The organism is Xanthomonas cannabis pv. cannabis, assembly GCF_000802365.1.
GTDB lineage: Bacteria > Pseudomonadota > Gammaproteobacteria > Xanthomonadales > Xanthomonadaceae > Xanthomonas > Xanthomonas cannabis.
The window spans coordinates 15,851-30,503 of sequence record NZ_JSZE01000075.1; the positions used below are offsets into that span (position 1 = coordinate 15,851).

The following is a 14,653-nucleotide window of genomic DNA, read 5'->3' on the forward strand; positions in this document are numbered from 1 at the left end:
CTCACGGCGCCTGCAGATACGCAGCGCCGCCCAGCTGGCGCGCCTGACGCTGGATCCAGGCCGTGCGCCGCTGCACATAGGCACCCGGGCGGCGTGCGTCATAGCGACGGGGCGAAGGCAGCACCGCTGCCAGACGCGCCGACTCGGCGGCCGACAGGCCGGCGGCATCCTTGCCCCAGAACTGCCGCGCAGCTGCCTGTGCGCCGTAGACCCCGTCGCCAAACTCGGCCACGTTGAGGTACATCTCCAGAATGCGTTGCTTGGGCCAGAGCAGTTCGATCAGCACCGTGTACCAGGCCTCCAGCCCCTTTCTCACCCAACTGCGGCCTTGCCACAGAAACACGTTCTTGGCGACCTGCTGGCTGATCGTGCTGGCGCCACGCACCCGCCCGCCGCGCGCGTTGTGATCGCGCGCCTTCTCGATGGCCTGCAGATCGAAACCGTGGTGGATCGGAAACTGCTGGTCTTCTGCAGCCACCACCGAAATCGGCAGGCTGGCGGCGATCTTCTCGTAGTCGCGCCATTGTTGGTGCAGCGAAAAACTCCAGTCGCCGTCCCCCCACGCCTCCAGATAGCGCGCCCCCATCATGCTGCTGACCGGCGGATCCACCACCCGCAGCACCAGCACCTGCAGCACGCTGGCCGCCGCAAACAGCAGCGGTGCCGCCAGTATCCAACGCAGCCAGCGCCTGCGCCGCCCGGGCGCGCCCTGCTTGCCATCCAATGCATCCGTCCCCATTAGTGTGCTTCGACCTTCAATCCCGATGCCTGCCGCATTATCCGGCAACCGGCGTCCCTTACGTCCGATGTCTCCATGACCGATCACGATCAGCTTTCCCGCTTCCTGCTGCCCGCCGCCGGCGTGCGCGGTGTCCACGTACGTCTGACCCAGGCCTGGCACGACATCCAGGGCGCCGCCGAGTATCCGCCGGCGGCACGCCAGCTGCTGGGCGAGGCGGCGGTGGCGTCGGCCCTGTTCACCGGCCATACCAAGGTCGACGGGCGTCTGTCGGTGCAATTGCGCGGCAACGACACCCTGCGCACCCTGTTTGCCGAATGCACCGCTGCCGGCACCTTGCGCGGCATCGTGCAGTTGGCCGATGGCGCGGATGCTCCCACCGACCTGCGCGAGCTGGGCGAGAGCGCACTGTTGGCCATCACCATCGAAAACCCCGGCCTGGACCCGCGCGAGCCGCAGCGCTACCAGAGTCTGGTCGGCCTGCAGGCCCCCGATCTGGCCGAAGCCTTCGAGACCTACTTCCAGCAGTCCGAGCAGCTGCCAACACGCCTGCTGCTGGCGGCCGGCCCGGATCAGGCTGCCGGTCTGCTGCTGCAGAAGCTGCCCGGCGACGAAGGCGACAACGATGGCTGGACCCGCATCGGCGCCCTGTTCGACACCCTCGGCGCGCCGGAATTGCTGTCGGTGGCCGGCGAAGACCTGCTGCATCGCCTGTTCCACGAAGAGGATGTCCAGCTGCTGGGCAGCAGACCGCTCAGCTTTGGCTGTTCCTGCTCACGCGAACGGGTGGCTTCGATGCTGCAATCGCTGGGCGAGGCCGAAGCGCGCGCCGCCGCCGAAGACACCGGCGAGGTAGAGGTGCGCTGCGAATTCTGCGGCCGTGAGTATCACTTTCCGTTGACCGAGCTGGACGTACTTTTCAGCGCAGCGCAGCCCTCCCAGCAGGCGCCGGAACGGTTGCAGTAGAGAGCATCGCGGGCGCGTTCCGGGGAGCGTGACTACTTGTTAAATAATCATAAACACCCTAGCATCTTCCCTGCCCGCTCTCGGGAACTTAACAACTGCCCCTGGGTCTGATCTCTGGTATGCGACACCTTCTGCGCCTTCCGCTCGCTCTGCTGGTTGCCCTTGCGGCCGCCACGGGTGTGCATGCGCAGACGACGTCCCAGCAGCTCCGCGAAAGTACGATCCTGCCGGTGTGGAACAAGGGCAGCGGCAAGGTGGAAGCCTTTCTGTACCTGGAGCCCACAGGCGAGCAAAAAGCCGGCGCGCGCTGGCATTTCGGCCGTAATTCGCTGGACGCTGCGTTCGGCCTGACCTCGGGCGATTCGCTCGGCCTGCTGTGCAATAGCAGCCGTGGCACCAACATCAGCGGACTGGCCAGCCACTGCCTGCTCGCCGGGATCGGCGACGAGGAAGAAGACAGCGCCGCTGCTGCGCGTCGCGTCTCCGGGACGTTGGGCTTCAACCGTGCCGGTGGCCGCGTCGGGGTCACTGCAGGCACCGGTCGCGACACCCTGCCCGCCTGGCTGGTCGGCGCAGGCAAGGCTCCGCTGACCCGGGTCGAACAGAACGACTTGACCGTCTTCGGCCAGAAGAACATCGGCCGCGAAGGCTTCGTTTCGATCGGCGGCACCTACGCCCGCGCCCGCCTGGTTCCGCTGGCCGACGTCTCCCCGGCGATTGCCGACCAGTGGGACAGCAAGACCCTCAGCGTGGGCGGTGGCTATGGTGCTTTCAGCGCGAACGTGATCGGCCGCGTGGTCGACGTCCCCGGCCAACCGGAAAAATGGGAAGGTCTTGGCCTGGGCCTGACCTGGCGTACCCCCTGGAGCGGCCAGCTGACCGTCGGTGCGGAGAACGTGATCTCCCGCGGCAAGAACCCCTTTGCCCCGAACAACGACAGCAACAGCGACGGTACCATCCCGTACGTCAGGTACGAACAGGACCTCTAATCCACTGATTTAAAAGGATTTCCAAATGCGCCACCGAGCTTCCGCCGGTGGCGTTTTGCGTTGTGGCGACCCTCCACCGCACGCGCTTTCACGGCTTTCTTCTTTTTCGTTAACGGGACTTTAATTTCCCGCACAACGCATATACCATCGGTTCACCCTGACGTTTTGGATCCGCTTCTTCGGAACCCCCGACAGGCAAACAACCCTTGGCAGTACCCAAGATCACTTGGAGAGAGAGCTAATGAATTGCAAGTCCAACAAGCTGCGCGATGCAGTTGTCCTCGCGCTTGTCGTGGGTGTGGGCGGTACCGGTACCGCGATCGCTCAAGACGCCGGCACCACCAACCTCGACAAGATCGAAGTGACTGGTTCGCGCATCAAAAGTGCCGACGTTGAGACGTCTCAGCCCGTCTTGACGCTGAGCCGCCAGGATATCGACAAGCAAGGCGTCACCTCTGTCGCGGATGTACTGCAGCGCGTGGCGGCCAACGGCGCGGCATTGAACCGCACCTTCAACAACGGCGGCGACGGCAGTTCCGGCATTGCACTGCGCAACCTGGGTAGCGCACGTACCCTGGTCCTGGTCAATGGCCGCCGTTGGACTACTGGCCTGGACGGCAGCGTCGACCTCAACACCATCCCAACTGCGATGGTCGAGCGCATCGACATCCTGAAAGATGGCGCCTCGACCATCTACGGCTCCGACGCCATTGCGGGCGTGGTCAACATCATCACCCGCAAGAACTTCGACGGCGCTGAAGCTGGCGCGAACGTTGGTCAGTACAGCGATGGCGATGGTCAGCGCCAAGCCTACGATTTCACTATCGGTACCACGACTGATCGCGCAAGCCTGCTTGTCGGCGCTTCGTATGTGAAGGAGGAGTCGGTCATGGCAGGCGATCGGCAGATCTCTGCCGGCGGCCCTCCGTTCTTCAGCGGCCAAAGTGGCACGGGCTTCCCGGGCTCGTATGTCCGTAACGGTTCTCGTCGAATCCTCATCAATGGCGTTGAAACCCCTTACGTTGCCAATGTGCACGGCTACAACACCGCGCCGGACAATTACCTGCTGACTCCGCAGGAGCGAACCTCCCTGTTCACGCAGGGCAGCTTCAACTTCACCGACAACGTGACGTTCCGTACCGAAGCGATGTACAACGAGCGCAAGTCGGAACAGTTGCTGGCAGCAATGCCGGTCACCGGCCTGACGCTGAGCGCTGACAGCCTGTACAACCCCTTCGGCCAGGACCTGACCGGCGTCAACCGCCGCTTCATCGAAACCGGCGGTCGCTCTTTCAATCAGAACGTCAAGAACTGGCACTTCTATGGTGGCCTGGAAGGTTTCTTCGAGTTTGGCGATCGCAGCTTCGATTGGGACGTGGGCTATCGCTACGACAAATCCGATCAGAACGACCTGACCTATGGGTTATTCAATCTGGCCAACCTCAACAACGCCTACGGCCCGTCCGAACTGCGCGGCGGCGTCCCGGTCTGCGTTTCCGGTCCGGGCGGAGATGTGATCACCGGATGTGTGCCGGTCAATCCGCTAGGACCGCGCGGGTCGATCACCCAGGAAGCCCTGGATTACACCAGTTTCACTGCGCATGATTCGTCCTCGGTTGAATCGAAGGGCTATACCGCCAATATCAGCGGCGATATTGTCGACCTGCCCGCCGGTGCGTTCGCCTTTGCGGCAGGCTATGAATACCGCAAGGAGAGCGGCCAGTTCGATCCTGATGCGTTCATCGCCGCAGGCCTCAGCACTGGTAACGGCGCACGTCCGACGGCAGGTTCCTACAGTCTGGATGAGTTCTACCTCGAGTTGTCGGTTCCTGTCCTGGCTGACCTCCCGGGTGCGCAGTTGCTGGACTTCAGCCTCGCTACCCGTTATTCGGACTACAGCAACTTCGGCGACACGGTGAACAACAAGTTCGGCTTCCGCTGGAAGCCCATCCAGGACTTGATGATCCGCGGTAACTACAGCGAAGGCTTCCGCGCGCCAAGTATCAACAACCTGTTTGCCGGTAATGCCGATTCGTTCGAAACCTATGCCGATCCGTGCTCGATCCAGGCTGGCCAGCTGAGCAACCCAGTCGTTGCACAGAATTGCGTTGCAGCTGGTGTACCTGCCAACTTCGTGCAGCCGGGTGCAGGCACTGGCGCCAAGCAAACGCTCGAGCCATTTACCTGGACGTCGAACGACCAGTTGCAGCCGGAAACCTCGACCAGCCGCACGCTGGGCATGGTGTTTAGCCCAAGCTTTGCGCAGGGCCTGAACGTGACTCTGGACTGGTGGCAGATCGAGATTGAAAACGCCATTACGCGTCCGCAGGCGCAGTTCATTCTGGACAAGTGCTATGGCGGCAGCGCAGGCGAGCAGGCGGCTTACTGCGGCTTGATCACGCGCGATCCGAACTACAGCGATGGCGCGTATACCGTGACCAACATCAATATGCCGCTGTTGAATCTGGCCTCGTACAAAGTGGAAGGCTGGGATCTGGGCATCAACTATCGCTTGCCGGAGACCTCGATCGGCCAGTTCACGATCAGCCTGGATGCGACCTATCTGTCGAGCTGGGAAACCAAGGCTACGGCCGATTCTGAGCTAGAACAGTTCCAGGGCCGCTACTTGAATCAGGACCCCTACTGGCGTATCCGCTCTAACCTATATGTCGATTGGTCGCTCGGCGACTTCGGCGTGAACTGGGGCTTGCGCTACAAGTCTGGCATGGAAGAAGTCTGCCCGTTGTCGACAGCACTGGCGCAAGCCTACTGCTCCGAACCGGACCGTGTGACAGCTGATGGCGCATCGCCGCGCAACCACATCGGCGCAACCACGTACCACGACATCCAGGTGCGCTACAACACGCCATGGAATGCAACTGTGTCGGTCGGTTTGAATAACGCGTTCGCCAAGGATCCGCCGGTTGCCTATAGCACCTCGTACAACTTGTTTGACCCCCAGTACGACCTGCCGGGCCGCTACATGTACATGCAGTACCGTCAGCGTTTCTGATTGAGCTGAGTGTTTAGGAAATCACGGCCCCAGCGGGGCCGTGATTTTTTTTGCAGCGGCGAAAGAGAAAATCGAGCGGCGCCTCGCCTTATCCCGGAATCAACGTCTGAATCACATGCTCGACGTAGGATTCGAATTCTTCGCGTGCCTGTTTGGGTTGTTGCAACTGCAGCGATAGTTGCAGGAAGCCGACGTAGGCGGCGTAGGCCAAGCGGGCGCGGTGTTGGGCGTCGGTGCGGGACAGGCCGGCCTGGCGGAACGAGGCGATCAGATAATCGAGGCGGCGCTGCGAGACGCGGTCGATGACCGGGCGCACGGCCGGGTGATCGAGCGCCTTGAGCAGTTCGCTGTAGATGACATGCGGTTTAACTTCGTGCGCGACCAATTGAAACAACGCGCGCAGGCGGGCGCTGGGGTCGGGCACGTCTTCCAGGCTGCCGAACACTTCTTTTTGTTCGAAGATTTCCCAACGCTCCAGGGCAGCCTGCAGCAGGGCGTCACGCGAGGGGAAATGCCAGTAGAAGCTGCCTTTGGTGACGCCGAGACGGCGTGCCAACGGCTCCACCGCGACTGCGCCCACGCCTTGTTCGGCGATCAGGTCCAGCGCGGCCTGCGCCCAATCGTCCGCGCTGAGGCGGTTGCCGCGACCGGAGCTGGCGCGGGGCGTGGTGGGGCTGGCGTCTGTGATGTCGTTCATGGCGCGATTTAACCATACGCCTGAGTCAGTTGCAGTATGCATCACAAAAACGCCACACAATCGCCACGATTCAACGGCTTAACCGTCCATACCAAGGAGTATTGACAGGGGACAGGCGGCATCCATACCATCAGGTATGGTCACTGCCCCCTCTACGCTTGCCCACCCTGCGCCCTTGTCGCCTGTCAGCGTTGGCGACGCAGCGCTGGCGGTGTCGGTGCAAGGGGCCGAATGCAGGCAGACGGTATTGCTCGCGCATGGGTTCGGACAGACCCGGCACGCCTGGGAGGCGACCGCAGCAGCGCTGGCGCACGCCGGCTACCGTGCGCTGTCGTACGACGCACGCGGGCATGGCGATTCGAGCTTCAATGACGCTGCCCTGCCCTACTCCGCCAACCAGTTCACCGACGACCTGATCGTGTTGGCGGGTGAGCAACCCGAACCGCCGGTATTGGTGGCTGCCTCCATGGGTGGCCTGTTCGGCCTGCTTGCGGAGGCACGCTGGCCGGGCCTGTTCCGGGCGATCGTATTGGTGGATATCACCCCGCGCTGGGACACCGCCGGCGTGGAGCGCATTCTGCGCTTCATGACCGCGCATCCGGACGGGTTTGCCTCGCTCGATGCCGCTGCCGATGCCATCGCCACGTACCTGCCGCATCGCCCGCGCAAAACGGCAAGCCAGCTGCAGGGCCTGCTGCGCCAACGCGACGATGGCCGTTGGCAGTGGCACTGGGACCCGCGCCTGGTCGACGAACTGGCGGGGCAGGATCCACAGCTGCAGCAACAGGCCTTGCTGGAAGCCGCCGCACAGGTGCGGTGCCCCATGCTGCTGATCAGCGGCGGACGCAGCGATCTGGTGACGCCGGCCAACATCACCGAATTCTTGTCGATTGCGCCGCACGCGCAGCATGTGCAACTGGCCGATGCCACGCACATGCTGGCCGGCGACGACAACACCACGTTTACCGCCACCGTGTTGCATTATCTGGACGCACTGCCCTCGGTTGGCACCATTGCAGCGTCCAACATCACCGAGCATGTCACTGGAGCAAGACCATGAGCATCGTTGCACCGTTCCTCCTCGTCATCCTGGCGGCGGGTATCGCTGCCTATCACCGCATGCGCCTTGCCACCTGGGTTGCGATCAGCGCCTGCGTGCTGGTGGGGTGTTGGTTGCTGGGTGCCAATCTCACCGCGACCATCGTCGCCGCCGCGCTGGTGGTGCTGGTGGCCGCTCCGGTGCTGTTGCCCTTCCTGCGCAAGCCGCTGCTGACCACGCCGTTGATGGCGTTCTTCCGCAAGGTGCTGCCGCCGCTGTCGCAGACCGAGCGCATCGCGCTGGAAACCGGCTCGGTGGGTTTCGAAGGCGAGCTGTTCACCGGTGATCCGGATTGGCAGAAGCTGCTCAACTATCCCAAGCCGCAGCTCACCGCCGAAGAGCAGGCCTTCCTGGATGGCCCGGTGGAAGAGCTGTGCAAGATGGTCAACGACTGGGAGATCACCCACGTCCACGCCGACCTGCCGCCGGAGCTGTGGGACTTCATCAAGAAGAACAAGTTCTTCGGCATGATCATCCCCAAGCAATACGGTGGCCTGGGCTTCAGTGCGCTGGCGCACCACAAGGTGATCCAGAAGCTGTCCTCGATCTCCAGCGTGGTGAGTTCCACCGTCGGCGTGCCCAACTCGCTCGGCCCGGGCGAGCTGCTGCTGCATTACGGCACGCCGGAGCAGAAGGACTATTACCTTCCGCGCCTTGCGGTCGGTGCGGAAGTGCCATGCTTCGGCCTGACCGGCCCGTTCGCCGGTTCCGATGCCACCTCGATTCCGGACTACGGCATCGTGTGCAAGGGCGAGTGGAATGGCGCCAACGTGCTCGGCGTCAAGCTCACCTTCGACAAGCGCTACATCACCCTGGCGCCGGTCGCCTCGCTGATCGGTCTGGCGTTCCGCGCCTATGATCCGGAAGGCCTGATCGGCGACAAGAAGGACATCGGCATCACGCTGGCATTGCTGCCGCGCGAAACGCCCGGGGTGGAAATCGGCCGTCGCCACTTCCCGCTCAACTCGCCGTTCCAGAACGGCCCGATCCACGGCGAAGAAGTGTTCATTCCGCTCAGCCAGTTGATTGGCGGCGTGGAGATGGTCGGCAAGGGCTGGAACATGCTCAACGAGTGCCTGGCGGTGGGCCGTTCGATCACCCTGCCCTCTACCGCCAGCGGCGGCAGCAAGGCGGCGGCCGTGGTCACCGGTGCGTATGCGCGCATCCGCAAGCAGTTCGGCCTGTCGGTCGGTCGTTTCGAAGGCGTGGAAGAGGCGCTGGCGCGCATTGGCGGCAAGGCGTACGCGATCAGTGCGTTGTCGCAGGCGACCGCCGCGGCGGTGGATCGCGGCGATGTGCCGTCGGTGCCGTCGGCGATCGCCAAGTATCACTGCACCACCATGGGCCGCGAAGTGGTCAGCGACATGATGGACGTGATCGGCGGCAAGGGCATCATCCTGGGGCCGCGCAACTTCGCTGGCCGTGCCTGGCAGGCTGCGCCGATCGGCGTGACCGTGGAAGGCGCCAACATCATGACCCGCAGCCTGCTGATCTTCGGCCAGGGTGCGATCCTGTGCCATCCGTGGGTGATGAAGGAAATGCAGGCGGCGCAGGATCCGGACACGCGTCGTGGCCTGGAAGCCTTCGACCAGAGCCTGTTTGGCCACATCCGCTTCGGTATTTCCAATGCGGTGCGTTCGTTCTGGTTTGGCATCACCGGTGCGCGCATCGGCGCGGCGCCGGGCGATGCCTACACCCGCCGCTTCTTCCGCAAGCTGGACCGTTACTCGGCCAATCTGGCATTGATGGCCGACGTGTCGATGCTGATGCTGGGCGGCAAGTTGAAGTTCAAGGAGTCCTTGTCCGGCCGCCTGGGCGATGTACTGAGCCACATCTACCTGACCAGTGCGATGCTCAAGCGCTATCACGACGAGGGCGCGCCGGCCACCGACCAGCCGCTGCTGGCCTGGGCCTTCCACGACAGCGTGCACAAGATCGAAACCGCCTTGTCTGCGGCGCTGCGTAACTTCCCGATCCGCCCGGTGGGCTGGTTGATGTGGGTGTTGATCTTCCCGCTAGGCCGTCGTGCCGAAGCGCCGGGTGACCGTCTGGGCCACCGCGTCGCGTCGATCCTGATGGCGCCGAACGAGGCGCGCGACCGTCTGGCGCAGGGCGTATTCCTGACCCCGTGCGCCAACAACCCGGGCGGCCGCATCGCCAGCTACCTGACCAAGGCAGTGATGGCCGAGCCGGTGGAGCGCAAGTTCCTCAAGGCGCTCAAGACCAAGGGTATCGAGGCGCTGGACTTCACCGCGCAGCTCGACGAAGCAGTGGCCGAGGGGGTGATCACCCTGGAAGAGCGCAAGTTGCTGGAAGAATTGCGCGAGATCATGATGGACACGATCACCGTCGACGACTTTGATCCGCATGAGTTGCGTGCGGCCAGCTTCTACGACAAGCCGCAGATGCAGCAGCCGCGCGAAGCGGCATAACGGCACGGCCAGGTGATGCGGACAACGGCGGGCTTCTGGCCCGCCGTTGTCGTTTGTAGGCGGCGCGCTACGCGCCGGCTGCAGCCGTGGGCCGCAAGTGGTCAGCTTTCTGGCCATTCGAAACACAGAGGCGGGCTTGCCCCACGATGAGGCAGTGTTGCTATACACCTAAGCGAGGCCGCTGGTAACACGCTGTCCCGGTCAGACCCGCTCCTACGGGAGACGACCCGCCGCCGAAAATGCCAGTGTGGGAGATCGCTGGTCATGCCTGATCGCGGTCAGGCTCGCGCCTGCACGAGGCGACTGGCTCCCGAACATGCCTCAGTGCGGCAGCCACACCAGGCACAGTGCGATCAACGCAGGCAGGGCCTGCACGAAAAAAATGCGGCGATTGACGCTGTAGGCACCATAGCAACCCGCCACGATCACGCAGGCCAGGAAGAAGCTCAGTACATCGGTGCGTGCCGCCAGTGCCCCCCAGAGCAGACCGGCGGCCAGAAAGCCGTTGTAGAGCCCCTGATTGGCCGCCAGTACGCGTGTGGCCCGGGCATTCTCCAACGTGTTGCGGAAGGTCTTCAGGCCCAGTGGGTGCGTCCACAGCGCCATCTCCAGCACCAGGATGTAGACATGCAGCAAGCCGACAAGGACACCGGCAACGATCGCGAGCAGGGACATGGCGAAAAGATCTGATGGACGTGCGGCAAGCATAGCCGCGATGGCGTTGCGGCTGTCTGGCAAGACGCCAGATGCCTGGTGACCGGATGGCGTCACCAGCTCGGCAAACCCGGGCGTAATGACCAGGTTGCCTGGGCCATCGATCGATCACCGTGGGCGCAGGCCTGCAGCCGCTAAGAAGCGGCGCGGGCGGCACTCCGAGCTAGCCCCCGAAGCATGATCGGCGCCCGCGCGTTGTCAGTCGTTTGCCCCCGGCAGCACGGCCTGGGGGTCAAGGCATGGAGACGGCAGGCGGCACGTCGATTGCCCCATCAACCGCACAGCCTCAGCGCCCGGTCGATGGCACCCTGACCGGAGCCGACAGACGCAACGCCACACACCCGCACGACCCGATACTGGTCAGCCCTGCGATTCCGCCACGCGCTCACCCGCCCCGCCATCGCGCTCTGCCGGCAGCTTGCGTGCCTCACGCAGCAGCCCGAACGCGCCCAGCGTCATGCCGGCGGCGGCCAGCAGGCCGACGACGAAGACGGCGCTCGAGCCTAGGGCCGACACCAGCTTGTGGATCCAGACAAAGCTCAGGTCGCCGCCGCGGTAGACCACAGTGTCGATTGCCGCGCCGGCCTTGTAGCGCCATTCGCGATTCACGCGTGTGTAGAGCGTTTCGCGCGCAGGCTTGGCCAACGCAAACTCGCTGGAGCGGGTGATCACCTGCACGATCGCGATCATCATCGGCAGCGGCGACGCGGCGAGCACCGCATAGCCCAGGGTGATGGCGACCCCGGGAATCAGCAGCGCCGGCGCAATGCCGAAGCGCGACAGCAGCGCGCGGGTTACCAGTAATTGCAGCACCAGCGTAAGCGCATTGACGGCCAGGTCGATGCCGGCGTAATACGCGGTGCTCGCTGCCGCATCCGTGTACAGGCGCCGCACCAGGGCAGCCTGCTCGTTGTACAGCAAGGTACCGACGCCCACGCCGAACAAGGTCATCAGCGCCAGCCAGCGCAACAGCGGCTCGCGTACGATCAACTTGAGCCCGCCAAAGACATCGCCGCCCATCGGCACTTCGCCGGAATCGAGCCGAAGCTCCTGTTCGCGCGCCACCGCCCACAGCCGCAGGCGCAGCACGCAGACCACGCAGACCGACAGGAAGCCGGCCGACACCAGCATCAGATGCGCGATGCCGATGCGCTCGACCAGGGTGCGCGTCAGGATCGGCCCGAGAAACGCACCCAGCGTGCCGGCCGCGCCGATGTAACCGTAGTAGCTGCGCGCCTCGGCATTGCTGAAGACATCGGCCATGAAGCTCCAGAACACCGCCACCGCAAACAGGTTGAACACGGTCACCCAGAGGAAAAACGCCATGCCGCGCCCGGGCACGTCACTGTTGAACAGCACGTAGAACAGCAACAGCGTGGCGATGAAGAAGCCGTACACCGTCGGCAGGAACACCCGACGCGGGAACCGGCTGACCAACGCGCCGTAGATTGGCTGCAGCAACAACATGATCAGGAAGGTGCAGGTAAACAACACCTGCAGGGCCAGATCCTTGAGCGGCATGCCGTGCGCGGCGAAGAAAGCAATCATGCCGGCGGGGAAGATCGCCTGCAGGTCCGCCGAGGCGCCCATCGCCTCGCGCACCGGGCGCAGCACGTAATACCCGCTGAGCAGGCAGAAGAAATACAGGAACGACCAGGCCAGCGGCGGCGAGTTGCGCAGCGCTGCGCCCAGACGGCCAACCGCAGAGCGCGGCGCAGACGGAGCGGTCATGGTGTCAGCGCCTGCGCGAACGAACCCGACAGCAAGACCATGGTGGCGGTGGTACCCGACTAGAAGTAGCGCGCACGTTAGCCGATGCCGCGCTGCACCACCAGCGGCGCTGGCCGTCCGCGGCCATGCCCGTGGATGACTCGTGCGGCACGTGGCTTGCAACCTTCAACTCAGCGGCCACGCCGATCGCCAACGCTCTGCGATCGGCTCGATTTCTGAACCCAAATCGTCAATAGGATCAATATGATGCCCATTCATCTTCCGGCAGTTTGTGCTATTGCGAAGCGCGGCGCTAGAATCGCCGGAGGCAGTGGATCAGGCGGGAAAACCATGACAGTAATGCGCAGGCACCGACGGTTCCGTCCGTTGGCCATCGGGCTGCTCGGGGCGTTGTTGCCTCTGGCCCTTTCTTCTACGGCACAGACGCCTGCGCCCACCGCCTCGACCCTGCAGCCGGCAACCGTGGTGCAGTCGCCCACTGCCCCGCTCCCGTATCGCGCTTCGCTGCCCGCCAGCAAGGTGTTGGCGCCGGCCGCCGGCTTCGATGTGGCGGCCTTCGAATCGATGGCCGACCAGCTGACCTACGGCAATCGCTTGCCAGGTATGGCCATGGCCATCGTGCAGGGCGGCAAGGTGCTCAGCGCGCGCGGTTACGGCGTCACCGACGTCAATCATCCGCAGCCGGTCGATGCGCACACCGTGTTCCGTCTTGCCTCCCTGTCCAAGGCCTTTGCCGGCACCATGACCGGCCTGCTGGTCAACGACGGCGTGTTGCGCTGGGACAGCAAGGTGGTCGACTACGTGCCCGGCTTCCAGCTCAGCGACAACCTCGCGACCCGTCAGCTGACGGTGGCCGACGTGCTCAGCCATCGCGTCGGCCTGACCCGCAATGCCTACGACCGCGATATCGAATCCAACGTCGATTACTACTCGCTCAGCCACAAGCTGGCGACCGCACCGCTGCGCTGCGCGCCGGGCGATTGCTACGCCTATCAAAACGTGGCCTTCAGCCTGGTCGGCGATGTGGTGTTCGCCGCGTCGGGCAGCTTCTACGAGCAATCGGTGGAGCGGCGCATCTTCAAGCCGCTGGGCATGAACGATGCCAGCATGGGCCTGGCCGGCATCCAGGCCAGCCCGCGCTGGGCGCGGCCGCACGTACGCAGCCGCAACGGCTGGGTGTCGCTGACGCCCAAGCCCACCTACTACCGGGTGGCGCCTGCCGCCGGCGTCAACGCCAGCGCCAGCGACATGGCGCAGTGGCTGCTCGCGCACACCGGCCATCGCACCGACGTGCTGCCGGCGCCCCTGCTGGCCACCTTGCACGCACCGCTGATCTCCACGCCGGGCGAAATGCGCTCGGGCTGGCGTCACGAGCGCGTGGATGCAGCCAGCTATGCGCTGGGCTGGCGTGTGTTCGACTACGCGGGCCATCAGGTGGTGTTCCATGCCGGTGCGGTGCAGGGCTATCGCGGACTGGTGGCGCTGTTGCCCGAGCGCGACCTCGGCATCGCCATCATGTGGAACGGCGAAAGCGGCCTGCCCTCCGGCATGCTGCCCACCATCCTCGATCGCGCACTCGGTCTGCCGGCCAAGCGTTGGCTGGATATCGACGTGGACGGCGATTTCGGCAGCGAGAACATGCTGGCCGAAAAGCCAGACCCGGCCGGCAAGGGCACCTCGTCTGGCAAGTCGGTGGCATCGCCGCGCTGAGCCGCCTGCCGCGCCGGCACTGCATTCCTGCAGCGGTAGCGCGCTGCATGCTCAGACACAGGCGGCTTCGGCCGCCTGCGTTGTTTCTGGCTGTTGCCGCGCCACGCCTGGTTGCACGCTGAGCCCGAGGGCGCCTTGGGAAGGCTGGTCGATGTCGATCTGCATGGTCGGGATCGCGGGCGTGGACTCCCTTCGAACGTTGACCGCAGCGCCGTCGCTCTGAGCCAGGCAGTCCATGCACGCACAAGCGTTCCGCGCGATGGATGTTGCGAGACCGCGGTGCTGCCGTCGAGAATGATGCGCTGGATCCGTCCACATGTCGGATCGGACGTGCGTGCTCAGTTGAATCCAAGAACCTCGACGCTGGCCACGCTGGGCCTTTGCTTGCTGCTTCGCGCGCACCGGCCGTCTTGCGCAGCGAATGTCGAGAGAGCATTTGGCAGCCGCAAACGACGAACCCTGCCCGCCTGCCGCTCCGGCTTGCGTGCCGGCTAAGACCGAGGGACTCACGCTGGCAGATGTCGTGACTGCCGGAAGAGCTATGGCTGCACGGTGCTGCAAAG

At 64.3% G+C, this 14,653-nt stretch carries 10 protein-coding genes; 6 read left to right on the forward strand and 4 right to left on the reverse strand.

Features of this window, described 5'->3' with window-relative positions:
- Position 1 precedes the first annotated feature (1 nt).
- On the reverse strand, positions 2-739 hold the full coding sequence (gene mtgA, locus OZ10_RS13375) for a monofunctional biosynthetic peptidoglycan transglycosylase (protein WP_039413428.1): 738 nt from the start codon (positions 737-739) through the stop codon (positions 2-4).
- Between the two features lie 75 nt (positions 740-814).
- Here mtgA and hslO point away from each other — a divergent pair, with 75 nt between their 5' ends.
- The 3 genes from hslO (at position 815) to OZ10_RS13390 (ending at position 5,707) form a co-directional block, all read left to right on the forward strand.
- Positions 815-1,705, forward strand: a complete 891-nt coding sequence (gene hslO / locus OZ10_RS13380) for an Hsp33 family molecular chaperone HslO (RefSeq protein ID WP_039413425.1) — start codon at positions 815-817, stop codon at positions 1,703-1,705.
- Between the two features lie 152 nt (positions 1,706-1,857).
- Entirely contained in the window at positions 1,858-2,694 is an 837-nt protein-coding gene (locus tag OZ10_RS13385) for an XOO1806 family protein (protein WP_039413502.1), read from the forward strand.
- A 241-nt stretch (positions 2,695-2,935) separates the two neighbouring features.
- Positions 2,936-5,707: a TonB-dependent receptor gene (locus tag OZ10_RS13390; RefSeq protein WP_039565371.1), complete on the forward strand. Its 2,772-nt coding sequence runs from the start codon at positions 2,936-2,938 to the stop codon at positions 5,705-5,707.
- 88 nt (positions 5,708-5,795) lie between these two features.
- Here OZ10_RS13390 and OZ10_RS13395 read toward each other — a convergent pair whose 3' ends face one another.
- Positions 5,796-6,404, reverse strand: coding sequence for a TetR/AcrR family transcriptional regulator (locus OZ10_RS13395; protein ID WP_039413419.1), 609 nt, complete (start codon positions 6,402-6,404; stop codon positions 5,796-5,798).
- 136 nt (positions 6,405-6,540) lie between these two features.
- On the opposite strand from OZ10_RS13395, the gene OZ10_RS13400 reads away from it, so the two are divergent.
- Positions 6,541-7,464, forward strand: a complete 924-nt coding sequence (locus tag OZ10_RS13400) for an alpha/beta fold hydrolase (protein ID WP_039565372.1) — start codon at positions 6,541-6,543, stop codon at positions 7,462-7,464.
- On the forward strand, positions 7,461-9,935 hold the full coding sequence (locus tag OZ10_RS13405; protein WP_039565375.1) for an acyl-CoA dehydrogenase: 2,475 nt from the start codon (positions 7,461-7,463) through the stop codon (positions 9,933-9,935). The genes OZ10_RS13400 and OZ10_RS13405 overlap by 4 nt, the downstream gene beginning before the upstream one ends.
- 321 nt (positions 9,936-10,256) lie before the next feature.
- Here OZ10_RS13405 and OZ10_RS13410 read toward each other — a convergent pair whose 3' ends face one another.
- Both OZ10_RS13410 and OZ10_RS13415 read right to left on the reverse strand, forming a co-directional pair.
- The gene (locus tag OZ10_RS13410) at positions 10,257-10,610 is read right to left on the reverse strand and encodes a DUF1304 domain-containing protein (RefSeq protein ID WP_039565378.1); all 354 of its coding nucleotides are present in this window, start codon (positions 10,608-10,610) and stop codon (positions 10,257-10,259) included.
- Positions 10,611-11,009: 399 nt separating this feature from the next.
- Positions 11,010-12,380, reverse strand: coding sequence for an NTP/NDP exchange transporter (locus OZ10_RS13415; RefSeq protein ID WP_039408908.1), 1,371 nt, complete (start codon positions 12,378-12,380; stop codon positions 11,010-11,012).
- 330 nt (positions 12,381-12,710) lie between these two features.
- Between OZ10_RS13415 and OZ10_RS13420 the strand changes: the two genes are divergently transcribed.
- Positions 12,711-14,090: a serine hydrolase domain-containing protein gene (locus tag OZ10_RS13420; RefSeq protein ID WP_039408905.1), complete on the forward strand. Its 1,380-nt coding sequence runs from the start codon at positions 12,711-12,713 to the stop codon at positions 14,088-14,090.
- Positions 14,091-14,653: the final 563 nt, after the last annotated feature.

Coding starts and splice junctions, on each gene's coding strand:
- OZ10_RS13390 (WP_039565371.1), top strand. CDS start 2,936: ATGAATTGCAAGTCCAACAAGCTGCGCGATGCAGTTGTCCTCGCGCTT.
- OZ10_RS13395 (WP_039413419.1), bottom strand. CDS start 6,404: ATGAACGACATCACAGACGCCAGCCCCACCACGCCCCGCGCCAGCTCC.
- hslO (WP_039413425.1), top strand. CDS start 815: ATGACCGATCACGATCAGCTTTCCCGCTTCCTGCTGCCCGCCGCCGGC.
- mtgA (WP_039413428.1), bottom strand. CDS start 739: ATGGGGACGGATGCATTGGATGGCAAGCAGGGCGCGCCCGGGCGGCGC.
- OZ10_RS13420 (WP_039408905.1), top strand. CDS start 12,711: ATGACAGTAATGCGCAGGCACCGACGGTTCCGTCCGTTGGCCATCGGG.
- OZ10_RS13400 (WP_039565372.1), top strand. CDS start 6,541: ATGGTCACTGCCCCCTCTACGCTTGCCCACCCTGCGCCCTTGTCGCCT.
- OZ10_RS13405 (WP_039565375.1), top strand. CDS start 7,461: ATGAGCATCGTTGCACCGTTCCTCCTCGTCATCCTGGCGGCGGGTATC.
- OZ10_RS13415 (WP_039408908.1), bottom strand. CDS start 12,380: ATGACCGCTCCGTCTGCGCCGCGCTCTGCGGTTGGCCGTCTGGGCGCA.
- OZ10_RS13410 (WP_039565378.1), bottom strand. CDS start 10,610: ATGTCCCTGCTCGCGATCGTTGCCGGTGTCCTTGTCGGCTTGCTGCAT.